This window comes from Brevibacillus fortis (assembly GCF_046196545.1).
GTDB classification, from domain to species: Bacteria; Bacillota; Bacilli; order Brevibacillales; family Brevibacillaceae; genus Brevibacillus; species Brevibacillus fortis_A.
On record NZ_CP176370.1, the window covers coordinates 2,364,946 to 2,381,068 of the forward strand.

Annotated in this window: 13 protein-coding genes; 11 read left to right on the forward strand and 2 right to left on the reverse strand. The window is 46.1% G+C overall.

Going from position 1 to position 16,123, the window contains the following annotated elements; all coding sequences use genetic code 11:
- Positions 1 to 152 precede the first annotated feature (152 nt).
- From ACKKE8_RS12235 to ACKKE8_RS12255, 5 genes are all read left to right on the forward strand, one after another.
- The gene (locus tag ACKKE8_RS12235) at positions 153 to 830 is read left to right on the forward strand and encodes a hypothetical protein (protein WP_409178388.1); all 678 of its coding nucleotides are present in this window, start codon (positions 153 to 155) and stop codon (positions 828 to 830) included.
- 356 nt (positions 831 to 1,186) lie between these two features.
- A complete protein-coding gene (locus ACKKE8_RS12240) occupies positions 1,187 to 1,672 on the forward strand; it encodes a hypothetical protein (protein ID WP_409178389.1) in 486 nt (161 codons plus the stop codon).
- Positions 1,673 to 2,290: 618 nt separating this feature from the next.
- Positions 2,291 to 2,578: a barstar family protein gene (locus ACKKE8_RS12245; RefSeq protein WP_409178390.1), complete on the forward strand. Its 288-nt coding sequence runs from the start codon at positions 2,291 to 2,293 to the stop codon at positions 2,576 to 2,578.
- 203 nt (positions 2,579 to 2,781) lie between these two features.
- Complete coding sequence (locus ACKKE8_RS12250) at positions 2,782 to 3,294, forward strand: hypothetical protein (RefSeq protein ID WP_409178391.1); 513 nt, start codon at positions 2,782 to 2,784, stop codon at positions 3,292 to 3,294.
- A 575-nt stretch (positions 3,295 to 3,869) separates the two neighbouring features.
- On the forward strand, positions 3,870 to 5,912 hold the full coding sequence (locus tag ACKKE8_RS12255) for a molybdopterin-dependent oxidoreductase (protein WP_409178392.1): 2,043 nt from the start codon (positions 3,870 to 3,872) through the stop codon (positions 5,910 to 5,912).
- A 73-nt stretch (positions 5,913 to 5,985) separates the two neighbouring features.
- Here ACKKE8_RS12255 and ACKKE8_RS12260 read toward each other — a convergent pair whose 3' ends face one another.
- Complete coding sequence (locus tag ACKKE8_RS12260) at positions 5,986 to 7,167, reverse strand: NupC/NupG family nucleoside CNT transporter (protein ID WP_409178393.1); 1,182 nt, start codon at positions 7,165 to 7,167, stop codon at positions 5,986 to 5,988.
- A 207-nt stretch (positions 7,168 to 7,374) separates the two neighbouring features.
- Here ACKKE8_RS12260 and ACKKE8_RS12265 point away from each other — a divergent pair, with 207 nt between their 5' ends.
- Positions 7,375 to 7,911 (forward strand): DL-endopeptidase inhibitor IseA family protein, encoded by a 537-nt coding sequence (locus tag ACKKE8_RS12265; RefSeq protein WP_409178394.1) that lies wholly within the window; start codon positions 7,375 to 7,377, stop codon positions 7,909 to 7,911.
- A 52-nt stretch (positions 7,912 to 7,963) separates the two neighbouring features.
- Here the strand turns inward: ACKKE8_RS12265 and asnB are convergent, their stop codons facing one another.
- Positions 7,964 to 9,811, reverse strand: a complete 1,848-nt coding sequence (gene asnB / locus ACKKE8_RS12270; protein WP_409178395.1) for an asparagine synthase (glutamine-hydrolyzing) — start codon at positions 9,809 to 9,811, stop codon at positions 7,964 to 7,966.
- 131 nt (positions 9,812 to 9,942) lie between these two features.
- On the opposite strand from asnB, the gene ACKKE8_RS12275 reads away from it, so the two are divergent.
- From ACKKE8_RS12275 to ACKKE8_RS12295, 5 genes are all read left to right on the forward strand, one after another.
- Positions 9,943 to 11,694 (forward strand): LytS/YhcK type 5TM receptor domain-containing protein, encoded by a 1,752-nt coding sequence (locus ACKKE8_RS12275; RefSeq protein ID WP_409178396.1) that lies wholly within the window; start codon positions 9,943 to 9,945, stop codon positions 11,692 to 11,694.
- Positions 11,694 to 12,422 (forward strand): LytR/AlgR family response regulator transcription factor, encoded by a 729-nt coding sequence (locus tag ACKKE8_RS12280; protein ID WP_409178397.1) that lies wholly within the window; start codon positions 11,694 to 11,696, stop codon positions 12,420 to 12,422. Before ACKKE8_RS12275 ends, ACKKE8_RS12280 begins: the two co-directional genes overlap by 1 nt.
- A 150-nt stretch (positions 12,423 to 12,572) precedes the next feature.
- On the forward strand, positions 12,573 to 12,920 hold the full coding sequence (locus ACKKE8_RS12285) for a DUF485 domain-containing protein (RefSeq protein ID WP_409178398.1): 348 nt from the start codon (positions 12,573 to 12,575) through the stop codon (positions 12,918 to 12,920).
- Positions 12,920 to 14,446, forward strand: coding sequence for a cation acetate symporter (locus tag ACKKE8_RS12290; RefSeq protein WP_409178399.1), 1,527 nt, complete (start codon positions 12,920 to 12,922; stop codon positions 14,444 to 14,446). The genes ACKKE8_RS12285 and ACKKE8_RS12290 overlap by 1 nt, the downstream gene beginning before the upstream one ends.
- A gap of 88 nt (positions 14,447 to 14,534) precedes the next feature.
- Positions 14,535 to 16,097: a cation acetate symporter gene (locus ACKKE8_RS12295; RefSeq protein WP_409178400.1), complete on the forward strand. Its 1,563-nt coding sequence runs from the start codon at positions 14,535 to 14,537 to the stop codon at positions 16,095 to 16,097.
- The last annotated feature ends 26 nt before the right edge of the window (positions 16,098 to 16,123 follow it).

Consider the following 16,123-nt stretch of genomic DNA (forward strand, 5'->3'; position numbering starts at 1 on the left):
GGATTAGAATAGCGTTTTGTTAAAGCGTAGAAATAGGGTTCAGGCCATTATTCTGGAAATTATTAGCCTGATAACGTATAATTTCCTTATTGTAGTTCTATAGTCCTCATGCTTTTTACACTTCAAATTTAACAGCAACGGAGAATGTGATAATGAAAAAAGTTGCAGGAATCACGCTTATGGTTGCGTTGCTAGGTTTCAATGCATACCTGTGGCCAACATTGAATAAGGAAGTAAAAGCCGATCAGAAAAACACGAAAAGCGTCCAAAAAGCAACGCAAACGACTTCGGCTTCGCTTTTGTCAGTTACGACTCCGGTTATGGATTTAGCCAATCAAGGGACGAGGCCAACCAATGTATCGGCGTATCCGGTTGAACAACCAGTAGTTCAGTCAACCCCATCAAAGTTGGTAGCAAGTAAGCCTGGCACAGAAGCGAAAAAGCAGTCATCGAAAAAGTCCCTACAGACGGCATCAAATAAGCAACCAAAGAAAACGCTCAAAAAGCCTTCCAAATCATCGAGACAATCGGATGGTCCAGACGTTCAGATGTCCTTTACAGTTGAGCCAACTAGGATACATTATGAAGAGACGACCTATACAACGACGAGCAGTTACGGCGGTGGGTCGTTCAATATGCCGCTCCAATATAATCCGTATAGGGGAACAGTCGAAGAACCATTCAAAATTACTCTAGACAACATATATCCTGATACTCCGACGTTGGACGAACACAAACAGAGACTTGGTATTCCAGTGACTGTTGAACCGTATGTACCTCCAGTAAAAAAGGATCAACAACGACTCGCACCGCAGTCGTATCCAAGATGATAGGAGAATACGGGATTAAATGAGTAGCCTTTGATTGGAAGGCGGTTTAAAAGAGAATATATCCACGTCAAAGAACTAATTGTTACTTTATTGAAAATATAAGCGGGGATAGCTATCTTTCTGTCGAAGATCCATCACGTGGTATGTGCCCGAGTGATGTTGCCCATATTTATAGAGCAATTTTCGAAGAAGTATTTTTTAGGAAAGAATCCATTTTGGTACTTCTATGATGAAGAAGCTAATGAATTTGTAACTTAATCAATAAAAGAGGGGTCAGTTCATCATTCAGGGTCCTTTTTAATTGTTCTCCAGAAGATTATACATAATAACCATTACTACTAATGGAGGGGTGACAAATGATATACTTTAAGGAATCTAGACCGTATTTTCTAATTGAAGATTCTATTTTACCTTTTCGAGCAGAATTATATTTCGAAATATTTAATTGCTTTCTAGATAAAGATGAATTTTTCTTATTTGCTGGGCCAGTAAAAACAACAGATAGAGAGTATATGAAATTTATAGAAGAGCGCAAGGTATTAATTGGTTCAATTGATACATGGTTTTGGTGGCCAAAGTTAACTAGGGAAATTCTTTGGTTTAAGCCAAAAAATAATTTGGAAATCTTGAACGAGATAAAGGTTTTTTGTGCATGTATTGTCACTGAATCTGGAAATAAAAATATTAACAATTATAGTTTTGCTATGACGCTAGAAGAGACCGATGAAGGTATATGCTTATACATCTCTGAAAAGGCGAGAGGTAGCTTTTTATCTGAAGTGTTCCCAAAAATAGAAAAGATTATGAAAGATAATAAAGTTTCATATGAATCATTAATTTAACATTGCAGGTAACTAATCTTTTCTTTGGTTTATTTCGGAAATAACAAATTCAAAACTCCTTCTACTGTCATTAGGATCTATTAACTTAGCGCCACTCTGCGCCTTAACCGGCGTAGGGTGGTTCTTTTTGAGTAAAATGAATACTACCCAGTGCCGAATAAATTGGGCGGAACGTACTGAATGAACTTAACCCTAATCATCCCTGTATGATGTTCCTTTAATATGCCTGTACGCACATAAATGTTTGAATTTTAACCCATTAGCGTTACATATTACAGGTTCGAACAAATGTAGCTTTGACAATGGCGAAGATTCGGCTGAATATCATTTCAAAAAAACGGTGCATCATCGCTACAAAAAGAATGGACGCGAATTCAAAGACGATGGACGTTTGGCGAAATCTAAAATTTTGAAAGAAACCGTGCTTTCCGAATTATATTTGGCAGGCAAAGATCTCGATTGATCGAGTGGATATTGTGACGGAAGAATATGATTTGATTGTGTAGCATTCCAGGCTGTATGGCAAAGAACAAAAATTAGTGATTTGGTAGCCATATTTGACGCTGATGGCATAACAGCCAACTGCCATTAAATGAGTTTTGGAGGTAGAATGCCAAAATGAAGATCATAAAAATTAACGGTGAGGAATTTACTTCTAGGGATAATTTACACAGCATTCTGAGAAGCAAACTAGTAGAACCTGAATATTATGACCATACGTATTGGGGAAATAATCACGATTCGCTATGGGAATGTTTAACTGCGTGGATTGAATTACCTCTAACGATTGAATGGTTGAATTATGAAAAAAGTGTTGAATATCTAGGCGATTACGCAGAAAAATTACTCCAAGTATTTACTGATGCAGAGAAAAACGAAAGAGGATTTAAAGTGATAGTAAAATGAAAACTGGTTTGAGTGATTTTAAGTATATAGAAAGCACTAGAACAGCTCTTCCAATGTAATCTTAAAGAAAGCTATTCATTCTTTCCAAAAAAGATGTAATCGATCTTAACTAATATGACCGACCTCACTTTCAATATATTGATCCAAACACAGGGAGAACTAGATCAGACCAACATTTCTATTTCAACGATTAGGAGGATAGCATGGAACTTAACTTAATAAAATCAATTGGAATGCTAAAACATAATGTGTCAACTGAGGAAGTTGCTCAAATTCTTAGTTTTCTAATAGAAAACGATTCCTTGCTGTTATTCTCTTTCTATGAGAGAAATCTTCATTTATTTGAGTGGGAGATTCAAGAATTCATCAATGAAAGACGTCTATTTACTAATTCAGAATGGGTATTGCCGTGGGAAGAGACAATTCCTCACTGGGACAAACCTAATAATACACCACCAAATATTATTTGGTTCTCAGTAAAGACAAAGGACGAGATTATAAAAGCGATAGATATCGACAGTTTATTTCGATGTGTTGTTGTGAAAGAGGGCGACGACTTTTCGAAATACTCGAATGTGATATTCCAACAAGAATATTATGCAACTTTTGACGAAGAAAATTTTGAGCATTATATTGGGTTTACGAACAAGGTTGAATTTCTTAATGCCACATGGTCAGAATTAAAGAACCGATTTCATGTAAACTTAGTTGAATAGAGTAGGAGGACCTTGTTGGATAAATTCTAACAAGGTTCTCGAGTCTGTAGGGGTTTTTTTGTAAACTCAATCAACCGATATTAAAAAGGTTTCATCCCCTAATTGGGACACCTTTCATGGAACCAACAAGGTGAAGGGCGTAAGGCGAAGCGAACCCTTGACACGTTGGTGCAGAGAAAGACAATCCCTTCGGGGGTGAAACCTTTCTTTGTTTGTTAACGGATGTGTGGATGTACGCGATCCTAAAAAGAAAACCGATAGGTCTCGCCCCGTCCATTTTCGTAGGACATCTATCGTTACGAGATATAACATTTTAAGCAGGTCATAGTCTGGGATGAAGTCGATGGAGTTGACCTCGGAAAAGTAGAGGTGTGCGGTGGTAGGGGTAGCCTACCAATGATCCGATTCATCGGGTTGGTATAGTTGATTTTGTGATAGCTACCTACTAAAAACCTACAACCGCACCTATCAACACCGTAAAGATCTATCATTCGCACAGGGGTAGTGCCTTCTTTTTTCTATCGATTATAATAGCGTATAGAAGCGATTACTGTTATGAGAAAGAGGGAAGCCCCATGACTTATACGACCCAGGAAAACGGTGTTTTTCCAGCAGTCTGTTCACTTGATTGCCCGGACCAATGTGGATTGCTCCTTCATAAAAAAGAGGGGAAAATCGTCAAAATCGAAGGGGATCCGAACCATCCGGTGACGAAGGGGAATATTTGCAACAAAGTCCGCAACATGACAGCGCGCATTTACGATCCCAAGCGACTCACGCATCCGTTGAAGCGTATTGGCAAAAAAGGGAGCGGGGAGTTTGTTCGAATCAGTTGGGAGGAAGCCATCACTACCATAACCGAACGCTGGCGTGCCTTGATCGACTCAGACGGTCCCGAGAGCATTTTGCCTTACAGCTTTTACGGGAACATGGGGCGGATTAGTGTGGAAGGAATGGATCGCCGTTTTTTCCATCGTATGGGGGCTAGTCAACTTGACCGTACGATATGCAACAGTGCAGGGGCTGTAGGGTACAGCTACACGATGGGCGGAGCCTTTGGAACAGATCCGGAAGACACCGTTCATACCCAGCTGTTTATCATGTGGGGGATCAATACGGTTAGCACCAACATGCATCAAGTGGTGTTTGCGGAACAGGCTCGAAAAAATGGGGCGAAAATCGTCGTGATTGATGTCCATAAAAATCAGACGGGTCGATGGGCTGATTGGTTTATCCCGATTTTGCCTGGAACAGACACGGCTTTGGCTTTGGGTATCATGCATGTGCTTTTTGCTGAAAACTTGGTAGATTCAGCCTTTATGGAGAAGTATACGGTAGGACATGAAGAGCTCAGGGAGCATGTACGGACGTACGATCCTGCTACCGTTTCAGCCATAACGGGTGTCCCTGTCGAAGATATTTACAAATTGGCCAGAATGTATGGCACCACATCCCCCTCCTTTATTCGCATTGGAAATGGCATTCAGCATCACGATAATGGTGGAATGTGTGTAAGGACGATAGCTTGTCTTCCGGCCCTGACAGGGCAGTGGCTTGTCAAAGGCGGTGGGGCCAATAAAGGGAATAAAGGTTTCCTGGAGCACAACAAGCTTGCCGTGCAGCGACCAGATTTGCTGGCAAATAAACAGACGAGAGTCATCAACATGAATGAACTTGGAAAAGCGTTGCTCGATACAGATCCGCCGGTGAAATCGCTCTTCGTCTATACGAGCAATCCAGCCATTGTCGCACCGGAAGGAAACAAAGTGCGGCATGGCTTGGCGAGAGAGGACTTGTTCACGGTTGTGCATGATTTATTTTTGACGGAGACGGCACTCTATGCTGATATCGTTTTGCCAGCGACTTCTTCTTATGAAAATACTGATTTTTACACGTCGTATTGGCATCATTACATTCAACTTCAGCAACCGGTGATCGCCCCATTTGGGGAGAGCAAGTCCAACACGGATGTTTTCCGCTTGCTGGCTGCTGCCATGGGATATGACGATTCTGTTTTTCAAGACAGTGATGCAGAGATGGTCAGACAGGCGTTGGAGGGGCACGGCAATCCTCATCTGGAAGGAATCACGTATGAAACGTTGGTCGAAAAACAATATGCCAAAGCCAATAGGGAACCTTTCTTTTTGGAACACCTTCCCACCCCAAGTGGAAAAATTGAGCTTTACTCGCAAGCAATGGCAAAACGAGGGCTGCCCCCATTACCGACGTATACGCCATTGGTAAATGATGGGGATTTCCCGTATTTATTTGTCCCAGGGCCCAATCACAATTATTTGAACTCCACGTTCTCGAATAATGAAAAACATCAGAAGATGGAAAAAATACCTCGTTTACACATGAATGTGACGGATGCTAGTGCTCTAGACATTTGTGATGGAGATACGGTCCGCATATGGAATGAGCGGGGAGAGTGCGAGCTCGTGGCAGCTGTCGGTGAAAATGTTCTCTCGGGTGTCGTCGTGAGCCAAGGCTTATGGGCAGACAACGAAGGTCCGAAGCATTATGTAAATGCCCTCACACCAGACCGAATCGCGGATATGGGCGGAGGAGCGACGTTTTTCTCTGGACGTGTTGATGTGGAAAAGATCATTCGCTGATAATAGAGCTTCCAATTAACCATAAAAAAAGTGTCCCTACTGCACATGGCAGAGGGACACTTTCTCATGTCACTTACAGGACAAAGCTGACGACGACACCAGACAAAAGACTAACCAGCGTGGCACCAAACAACAGCTTCAACCCAAAGCGAGCGACTACATTGGATTGCTTCTCATTCAGCCCTTTCACCGCACCAGCGATAATACCGATGGAGGAGAAGTTCGCGAACGAAACGAGGAAGACAGAGAGAATTCCTACTGTACGTGGGCTCAGTTCAGATACGACTTTGCCCAGCTCGATCATCGCCACAAACTCGTTCGTTACGAGCTTCGTCGCCATGATACTACCAGCCGTCATCGCTTCCGCAAAAGGAATGCCCATCAGGATGGCAAAAGGAGCGAAGACGAAGCCGAGCATTTCTTGGAACGTCCAGCCGAAAATCATGCCGAACAAGCTATTCACAGCCGCGATCAAGGCAACAAAACCGAGCAGCATAGCGCCCACGACTACTGCTACCTTGAAGCCGTCCATGATGTACTCGACGAGCATTTCGAAAAAGGACTGCTTTTCATTGCTTTGAATCTCCAGTAAATCTTCTTCTTCGTTCACTGTGTAAGGGTTGATGATCGAAGCGATTATAAAGCCGCCAAACAGATTCAAGAACAGGGCCGTGACGACGTACTTCGGCTCAATCATCGTCATGTACGCACCGACAATCGACATCGAAACAGTGGACATGGCTGATGCGCACAGCGTATAGAGACGGTGCTCCGGCAAGGAACCGAGCTGTTTTTTTACAGTGATGAATACTTCATTTTGACCGACAATAGCGGAAGCGACAGCGTTGTAAGACTCCAGCCTACCCATGCCGTTAATTTTGCTCAAAACAAAGCCAATTGCCTTCATGATAATCGGCAAAATCTTGAAGTGCCGCAAAATACCGATGAGGACGGAAATAAAGACGATTGGGAGCAATACACTAAGGAAAAAGGACATTTGACCGTCGTTTACCAAATTGCCAAATACGAAATTGATCCCTTCCGCCGCAAAAGCAAGAAGCTTTTCAAACGATTTGGAAATGGCTGAAACAAATATAAACCCAAACTTGGTATGCAGAAGAAGAAAGGCAAGCAAAAATTGCAAAGCAATCATGACGATGATCGGCTTGTATTTGACCTGTTTACGTCCATTGCTCGCTAACAATGCTAACCCGATCACGATGAGTAAGCCAGCGATGGGAATGATGAAATTCATTACAACCTCCAAGAAATTAAATAGTACTAAACTTAAAAGGCAAAAAAACGCACTTCCCGACAAGAGAAGTGAAAGCGGTTTATATTCTATCACCTCAATAATATGATTGCAATTTATATGTATGTTCAGAATTATTGTCCGTTACGTTTGGAACGCTGAAATCGGGCGTACTAGCATAAGCCCACCACCATACGGTTTATGGAGGAGGTGAAATCCTTGGATGAGTTGCAGAGGCTCAAGCAGTTTATCACGTCAGCAGAGCATGTCTGGACTCAGATCGCGAATTCGCCGAGAGGAAAGCCTGTTTATACCGTAAACGGTGTGGATTACACGCCATTGCCCGAAAAATACAACACCAAACGCAAAATCTCCCGTATTTTCCGCCGGTATTGGGGAAAGCAATTGACGGAAGTGATGATTCGGAATCTCCATTTGCGGATGCTAAAAGGTAAGCTCTGTGTTCCTTATCGTGACATCCCACCTTTTCCTGCAACCGTGCTGTCGTTGCAGATAAAAGTGAATCTGCCGGATCATCGGACCGTGGCTGCGATACTGAGCGGGGGAGGGAAAAAAACAAGAGTGGACTACCGATTGATCCGAGTCGGCGCAACCAAAACGTTCACGATTATGAAACGCTCAGGCGAGCAGTTTGATCTGAGATATCAATCTCTTCCTACCATTCCCCTCAACCCGAAGGCCCAACCCGTACGTAGAACCAAGCAACGGGGAAGAACTAAAAAGTAACGAAAAGCTCCTCAATTCCCCCGAATCATAAGGGGCGAGGAGCTTTTGGTATTTAGGCTCGAATGGAAACACGGTACTCCCGCAGCCAATAGTCCAGCTGGCCGAGATAGGCGAACAACTGGGGTGTACTCATGAGCTGACCGAAAAATGGAATGCTCGAAGCCTGTGCATCTGACTCGGCAATTTTTCGAATCGTTGGAACATCTACCAGCTGAAGCAGGGGAGAGGAAGAGTCGTTGATTATATCCAACAGCCAAGAGCGAACGGCTTCCGTATAGGCGGGATTATGTGTTTTCGGGTACGGGCTTTTCTTGCGATACAGCACCTCGTCCGGCAAAATTCCTTCCATGGCTTTTCGCAATATTCCTTTTTCCCGATTCCCGTGCGTCTTCATTTCCCATGGGATGTTCCAGACGTATTCCACGATGCGGTGGTCACAGAACGGGACGCGCGCTTCCAGACTGGCCGCCATACTCATTCGGTCTTTGCGATCCAACAGCGTGTTCATGAACCACGTTATATTCAAATAAAACATTTCCCGTCGGCGAGCTTCAATTGGATCTTCGCCTGGGAGATGTGGGACTTCATCGAGAGATTCCTCATATCGCATGGCAACGTATTCCTCGGGTTTGACCCAATCACGAAGATCAGGTGATAGCCAGGAGGCACGTTCTTTCGTCGCTCTTGACCAAGGGAACGTTCCGGCATTCAGCAGTTCCTCGCGATGAAACCACGGATACCCGCCAAATACTTCATCTGCGCATTCTCCAGAGAGGACGACGGTCGTCTCTTTTTTAATTTCGCGGCAAAACAGGTAAAGGGACGCATCCACGTCAGCCATCCCCGGCAAGTCGCGGGCGAGTGTCGCTGTTTTCAGGGATTCAATCAAATCGTCTGTGTCGAACTCGATCGTGTGATGCTGGGTTCCGAGAAACTTTGTAACGAGTTGCACATAAGGTTCATCTTCATTCGGTTGAAAAGCACTCGCCTTGAAATGTTTTCGGTTGTCTACGTAATCGATGGAGTAGCTGTGCAGGGTTCCGCGGCCTGTTTTTTGAAAATGATCTGCCGCAACAGCTGTTATAATGCTCGAGTCTAACCCGCCTGACAAGAGCGTCGAAACGGGCACATCCGCAACTAATTGACGTTCAATCGAATCCGTGACTAACTCTCTGACACGTTCAGCAGTTGTCTCCAGGTCGTCCGTATGTGGATGGCTTTCGAGGTGCCAGTAGCGTTTTTGCTTGACGCTATCACGTGTCACCAATAGATAGGAGCCAGGTCGAACCTCATGTACGTTGTGAAAAACTCCATGTCCAGGCGTACGAGCGGGACTGATACCGAAAACCTCCGCCAAGCCTTCACAAGAGAGCTCTGGTTTGACTTCGGGGTGAGCGAGCAAGGCTTTTAGCTCGGAGGCAAGCAGAAATGAACTGCCTCTTTGCGCATAAAACAGCGGCTTAACCCCCATACGGTCACGGCCGACAAACAATCTTTGTTCCCGTTCGTCCCAGATCGCAAAAGCAAAGATGCCGTTTAGCTTTGGCAGACACTCTGGACCCCACTCCAAATACGTGTGCAAAAGCACCTCCGTATCTGAATGAGATTGAAAAGTATGTCCGCAAGCAAGCAGTTCTGCTCGCAAATCCTCGGTATTATACAATTCACCATTGTAAATCATGGTGCAGGCATGTTCGTTTTTGAGAGCCGACATAGGCTGCTGTCCGCCAGCAGGGTCTACGACCACAAGGCGACGATGACCGAGGGCCGCACGAGGAGTCAGCCAAAAGCCTTCTGCATCAGGGCCTCGATCCTTGAGGCATTGGGTCATTTTTTGCAGCACATTACGTTCACCAGATAAGTCCTTTTCCCAATCAATCCATCCTACAATTCCACACATGGTATGATCACCCTTCTCCTGAAGCATTGCACACACAGCGTATGCAATCAGCCTAGCGAGGTTGTCTGTCCAGCAGGGAAATGAGGGTAATATGCGGAATTTATAGAAGATTTAAACTAAGGGAGGCTACGGTGGACAATCTCACGTTATTGCTCATTGAAAGAATGGGCATTCTTTTGACGCTAGCATTTATTTTGACAAGGACACCGTTGTTTCGCCAGCTTTTAGACCGAGAATTGCACGTAGGGACGTCAATCGCATTTTCCGTCATGTTCGGATTGTTTGGGATTGCAGGTACATATGCAGGAGTGGTCGTGCAAGGGGAAAGCTATCTTCCTGCGTTTTGGATTTTTCGTTTGTCGTATGACGAAATTATTGCCAATTCTACTTTGGTAGGGGTCGTCATTGGAGGTTTGCTCGGAGGGCCTCTCGTTGGCCTGGGGGCAGGTGTCATTGCTGGTCTTCATGTCTTCCAATTGGGAGGGTTCGCCGCAGCACCGATGGGCTTGTCGATACCGATCACGGGGTTGCTGGCAGGATACGTCGCGCGTTTTTTCTCACAGGAGCGGGTTATTTCTCCGTCCAAAGCCATGTTCATCGGCATGTTCGCGCCCATTATTCAGATGTCGCTTTTATTGATCATGGCAGCTCCGCCCGAGTTGGCGCGAACCATGGTCAACGTGATTGGGATTCCAATGGTGCTGACGAACAGTGTTTCGATTGCGATTTTTACGACGATGATACGGGTTGCCTTGCAAGAGGCAGAACGTTCGGCTGCCATTGAGGCAGAGCGTTCCTTTACGATAGCGGAAAGAATTTTGCCACACCTGAAAAGGGGGCTTACACCGCAAACGGCTCAGTCAGCAGCCCTCGTCTTACAAAAAGAAACGAAAGCAGCAGCCGTTGCGGTAACCGACCGAGAACAGCTTCTTGCGCACGTTGGAGTAGGGGCAGATCATCATCATCCGGGAGAAGCGCTCAATAGTGAGCTCGATAAGCGGGCTCTGTATAGAGGTGGAATCGACAAGGGATTGACGCGAGAGAGTGTCGGATGCAAGCGCAAAAATTGTAACCTGCATGCAGCGATTCTCGTGCCGATTAAAGAGGGGGACAGCGTCGTCGGCCTGATCAAACTCTATTATCGGAGACCGCAGCAAATAGGAAAAGTCCAGGAAGCACTAGCAAAAGGGCTTGGCAACTTGATTTCCAATCAATTGACCCTATCTCTCACGGAGCAAATGAAAGGGTTAATGAAGGATGCAGAGTTACGGATGCTACAGGCACAGATTCATCCTCACTTTTTGTTCAACACATTGAATTCAATTGTGACCTTGATACGAATTGATCCGCAGCTAGCCCGGCATATGACCATTCAGCTTGGCGTGTTCATGCGATTCAACCTGAAGCTCACAGCGAGTCCGCTTGTCACCGTGAGACAGGAGTTGGATCACCTGCATGCTTATTTGGAAATTATCAAAATCAGATTTTCCGAGCAATTCGCCGTTCGCACGGTCGTTGATGCGGGGGTAGAGGAAGCTCTTATTCCTCCTGGCACGTTGCAGCCGTTATTTGAGAATTGCATTCAGCATGGTGTTCGCGACATCACGAACGGCGGTGAGATCATCCTCCATGTGAAACGGCAGGATGTGCACGTTGTTTTTCAAATCGAAGATAATGGCGAAGGCTTTCCCGACAACTTGCTGCCAGTTCTGGGAAAGGTGCCAATGGAGAGTAAGGAGGGCAACGGAATTGGCATCCATAATGTCAACCAACGTCTGATCAGCTTGTGCGGACAAAATGCCCAACTTCATTTTGCCAATAAACAAGAAGGCGGCAGTACGATTACCTTTACCATTCCGATTACAAAAGAGGTGAGTGCCTGATGCCAATACGCGTCATGATTGCAGAAGACGAACGACTAGCACGCGAAGAACTGAGCTATTTATTGCTACAAGAAGGAGATGTAGAACTGCTGCCCTATGCCACCAACGGGCGAGAGCTGTTGGAAATGGTCGATGTGCACGAACCGGATGTCGTCTTCCTCGATATGAAAATGCCTGAGCTGGAAGGAGCGCAGGCAGCAAGAATGCTGGCTTCACGCAAGCAGCACCCCCTCATCGTTTTTTGCACCGCGTACGAGGAATTTGCCATCGATGCGTTTAAGCTGTACGCCGTCGATTATTTGTTGAAGCCTACGGAGCCCAAGCGTCTGGTAGAAACGATGCAACGGATACGCGAGCGTCTGGTCAAGCCAAAAGCAGAGCCTGTCCAGACAAAACGAACCAAGCTGTTGGTAGAAGACAATAGCAGATTAGTGGTCATTGATCCAGCGACGATTGTATATGCAGTGCGGGAGGAGCGATATGTGCAAATCGTCACCCAAACGGCAACCTACTCGACGCGGATGACCCTGACACAACTGGCGGATAGGCTTTTCGCATACGACTTTTTCCGTACCCACAAAAGCTATCTGGTCAATCTTCAATTCGTGAGCGAGCTTGAACCATGGTTCAACGGTGCCTACAACCTGATTTTGAAGGGAGAAGGAAGACCGCGTATTCCCGTATCTCGGACCTCCGCCAAGGATTTGCTCAAACGTCTTGAGGAGTAAGCCTGGTGATCAATCGTTTGCAGATCGTGGCTAAAAATCTGCCACTGACACACTCTCCCCGACATCTTACGCAGAAAAATACACGGTTAGGAAAGGATTCTCTACAATGTAGGAAGCGCTTACATTTTTGTAGATGAGGGGGAGGTTCCCATGGGCAAATCCGCTTCGGCAAAAAAAGCCGAGGATCAGAAGAAGGATACTGTTGATTATGCAAAAGTGATTCAGTCAGCCACTTTCAAAGAGCTCTTGAGAAGAAAAAAAGCATTTATTTTGCCATCTTCTATTTTTTTCTTCGTGTTTTACTTTACCCTTCCGATTTTAACCTCCTACTTCACCGTACTGAACCAACCAGCGTTTGGAGCCATTTCGTGGGCGTGGGTATTTGCCTTTGCTCAGTTCGTCATGACATGGGGTCTCTGTATCCTGTACACAAGGCGGGCAGAGCAGTTTGATCAACTCGTTGAGAAAATCAAACAAGAGGCAGGTGGAAGAGGCTAATGAACGTAACTGCATTTTTACTCTTTCTCGTCATTGTTCTTTTGACGCTCGTCATCACCTTTTACGCTTCGAAAAAGACGAACACGACTAGTGAGTTTTATACTGCTGGAGGAGGCTTGACGGGTTGGCAAAACGGCCTCGCGATTGCGGGAGATTACATGTCCGCCGCTTCCTTCCTGGGGATTGCCGGGATGATAGCGCTGAGCGGGTTTGATGGCTTCTTCTACAGTATCGGCTTTCTTGTCGCGTATCTCGTTGTGCTCTACTTGGTAGCAGAGCCTTTGCGTAATTTAGGAAAATACACGATGGCTGATATGATAGCCGCGCGTTTTGACAATAAAAAGGTTCGGGGTGTCGCCGCTCTCAATTCGATTGCGATCTCGATTTTTTACATGATCGCGCAATTGGTCGGAGCAGGGGCCTTGATCAAGCTACTCTTGGGGCTGGATTACACGACCTCTGTATTGATCGTAGGGGCATTGATGACGATCTACGTCGTCTTCGGCGGGATGACGGCGACCTCATGGGTGCAGATCGTCAAAGCGGTTTTGTTGATGGTCGGGACATTCATTATCTCTATGATGGTTTTCGCCAAATTCGATTTTAATCTCTTGAAAATGTTCGAGCAAATGAAGGCGGCGACACCGTTGGGAGAGCAATTCCTTAATCCTGGCAACAAGTTTAAGGTGGGGCTCGATACCATTTCACTGAATCTCGCGCTTGTGCTTGGAACAGCAGGATTGCCACATATTTTGATTCGTTTCTTCACCGTAAAAGATGCTACGACAGCTCGCAAATCAGTTGTGTACGCGACGTGGATCATTGGTGCCTTCTATGTCATGACGATCTTTCTCGGCTTCGGGGCGGCAGCGTTTGTCGGAGCAGGGAATATGGACCCCGCAGGTAACATGGGAGCTCCACTGCTTGCGAAAGCACTAGGTGGTAACTTCTTGTTCGCCTTCGTATCGGCGGTTGCCTTCGCTACCATTCTCGCGGTAGTGGCGGGGTTGGTGCTGACTGCGGCTTCTGCGTTTGCACATGACTTTTACGGACACGTATTACGACAAGGAAAAGCAACAGAAAAGGAGCAAATGAAGATGGCCAAATGGGCGTCAGTCGGTGTCTCGATTGTCTCTATCTTGCTCGCCTTGTTTGCGCAAAATCTGAACGTGGCTTTCCTTGTTGCTCTGGCTTTTGCAGTAGCGGCGAGTGCAAATCTACCAGTGATTTTGTTCACGATCTTCTGGAAAAGGTTCAATACGGCAGGAGCAATAAGCGGGATGCTCGTCGGTCTGTTCAGCTCTCTCATTCTGGTTGCGTTGAGTCCGAACGTTTGGAATCCTGTAGCTGGAAAAGCCATTTTGGTTGGCGAAGCACTGTTCCCGTTGCCGAATCCGGGCATTGTCTCGATCCCGTTAGGGTTTTTGGCAGCATGGGTCGGAACCTTGTTATCCAGCTCCCGTGATGATAAGAAGTACGATGAAATTTTGGTGAAAGCGAATACAGGAATGAAAGATTCAGCGTAGAAACAGTAAACGTAGGAAGCTCATGCCACGAAAAGAAGGCTGGGGTTAACCCCGGTCTTTTTTTCATTTTTGCAAGAAGGGAGAGGTATTGTCCGTGACGACGATCATCTTTTTCCTTGCCGTCATTATCGGAACGATGGCTATCACTTATTCGGCTGCCAAACAGACGGGGACGACGAAAGACTTCTATGCAGCAGGAAATCGCTTGAACGGGTTACAAAATGGGATTGCCATTGCAGGCGATTATATGAGTGCTGCCTCGTTTTTGGGGATTGCGGGAACGATTGCGATGTACGGCTTTGACGGGTTCGTGTATGCGATAGGCTTTTTTGTCTCTTATCTGATTATTTTGTTTTTAGTTGCGGAGCCGTTGCATAATTTGGGGCGCTATACGTTGGCAGACGCGATTGCCGTCAGGTTTGACAGTCTTTGGCTGCGTGGCGTTGTTGCTTGTACGACTCTATTAATTACGATTTTTTACATGCTGGCGCAATTAGTTGGGGCAGGTGCCCTCATTCATTATTTATTGGGAGTCCGTTATGATACGGCTGTCCTGATTGTCGGGAGCCTGATGACATTTTACGTCGTGTTCGGCGGGATGGTGGCGACCTCCTGGGTTCAGATTATTAAAGCGATTTTGCTCCTGACAGGGACATTGATCCTAAGTCTGATCGTGTTAGCCCGTTTTGATTGGAGCTTCTCCGAAATGTTTTCACATGTGAGTACGATTACACCTCTTCAGGAACAGTTCTTACAGCCGGGTAATCAACTTCATGATCCGCTGGAAACGATCTCCCTACATTTGGCTTTGATTCTCGGTACCGCCGGACTCCCCCATATTATCTCCCGGTTATTCACAGTCAAGGACGCCAAGACGACCCGTAATTCGATTTACACCGCTACTTGGGTCATCGGCGCTTTTTATTTGATGACGATTTTTCTCGGATTCGGGGCGAGTACGTTTGTAGGCTACGAGGCATTGAAAAATGTGGGCTTCGGAGGGAATCTGACCGTCACGCTCTTGGCGGATGCTCTCGGTGGAGAGTTTTTGATGGCGTACATTGCTGCCGTTGCCTTCGCGACGATATTGGCAGTCGTGACAGGACTCGTGCTCTCCGCCTCTTCTGCGTTCGCGCATGATGTTTACAGTCATCTGATCAGACGAGGGGTAGCTTCGGAAAAAGAACAGGTCACCATGGCAAAGCTTTCGTCAGTTGCAGTGGGCGTGATCTCCATTTGGTTGGCTATCGGTGCAGAAAAAATGAACGTGGCGATTCTTGTTGCGCTGACATTTGCGGTAGCAGCATCATCCAATTTACCACTGCTGTTGTTTACGTTGTATTGGAAGCGGTTTACCGTGCGAGGAGCAATTTGTGGCGTCCTGACTGGGTTAACGGCATCAGTGGTACTGGTCATTTTAGGACCGACTGTTATGCATCCCCTCACCGGACTTATCCGTGCGGAGCCACTTTTTCCACTAACGAATCCTGGATTGGTCTCTATACCGCTTGGCTTTTTAGGGGCTGTGCTCGGAACACTACTGGATCGGCCTGATCCGGATGCTGAGATGAAGTACCAGCGCGTACTGTTTCAGGCGTTGACGGGAATCCGAGTTCCACCCGCGAAGAAAACGGAACAAGAATCTGCATAAAGCCTCTTTACGTGCCCCACTCTAGG

What these genes read in the sequence shown, in the direction of transcription:
- ACKKE8_RS12235 (WP_409178388.1), top strand. Translation starts at nt 153, where the DNA reads ATGAAAAAAGTTGCAGGAATCACGCTTATGGTTGCGTTGCTAGGTTTC.
- ACKKE8_RS12240 (WP_409178389.1), top strand. Translation starts at nt 1,187, where the DNA reads ATGATATACTTTAAGGAATCTAGACCGTATTTTCTAATTGAAGATTCT.
- ACKKE8_RS12245 (WP_409178390.1), top strand. Translation starts at nt 2,291, where the DNA reads ATGAAGATCATAAAAATTAACGGTGAGGAATTTACTTCTAGGGATAAT.
- ACKKE8_RS12250 (WP_409178391.1), top strand. Translation starts at nt 2,782, where the DNA reads ATGGAACTTAACTTAATAAAATCAATTGGAATGCTAAAACATAATGTG.
- ACKKE8_RS12255 (WP_409178392.1), top strand. Translation starts at nt 3,870, where the DNA reads ATGACTTATACGACCCAGGAAAACGGTGTTTTTCCAGCAGTCTGTTCA.
- ACKKE8_RS12260 (WP_409178393.1), bottom strand. Translation starts at nt 7,167, where the DNA reads ATGAATTTCATCATTCCCATCGCTGGCTTACTCATCGTGATCGGGTTA.
- asnB (WP_409178395.1), bottom strand. Translation starts at nt 9,811, where the DNA reads ATGTGTGGAATTGTAGGATGGATTGATTGGGAAAAGGACTTATCTGGT.
- ACKKE8_RS12280 (WP_409178397.1), top strand. Translation starts at nt 11,694, where the DNA reads ATGCCAATACGCGTCATGATTGCAGAAGACGAACGACTAGCACGCGAA.
- ACKKE8_RS12285 (WP_409178398.1), top strand. Translation starts at nt 12,573, where the DNA reads ATGGGCAAATCCGCTTCGGCAAAAAAAGCCGAGGATCAGAAGAAGGAT.
- ACKKE8_RS12290 (WP_409178399.1), top strand. Translation starts at nt 12,920, where the DNA reads ATGAACGTAACTGCATTTTTACTCTTTCTCGTCATTGTTCTTTTGACG.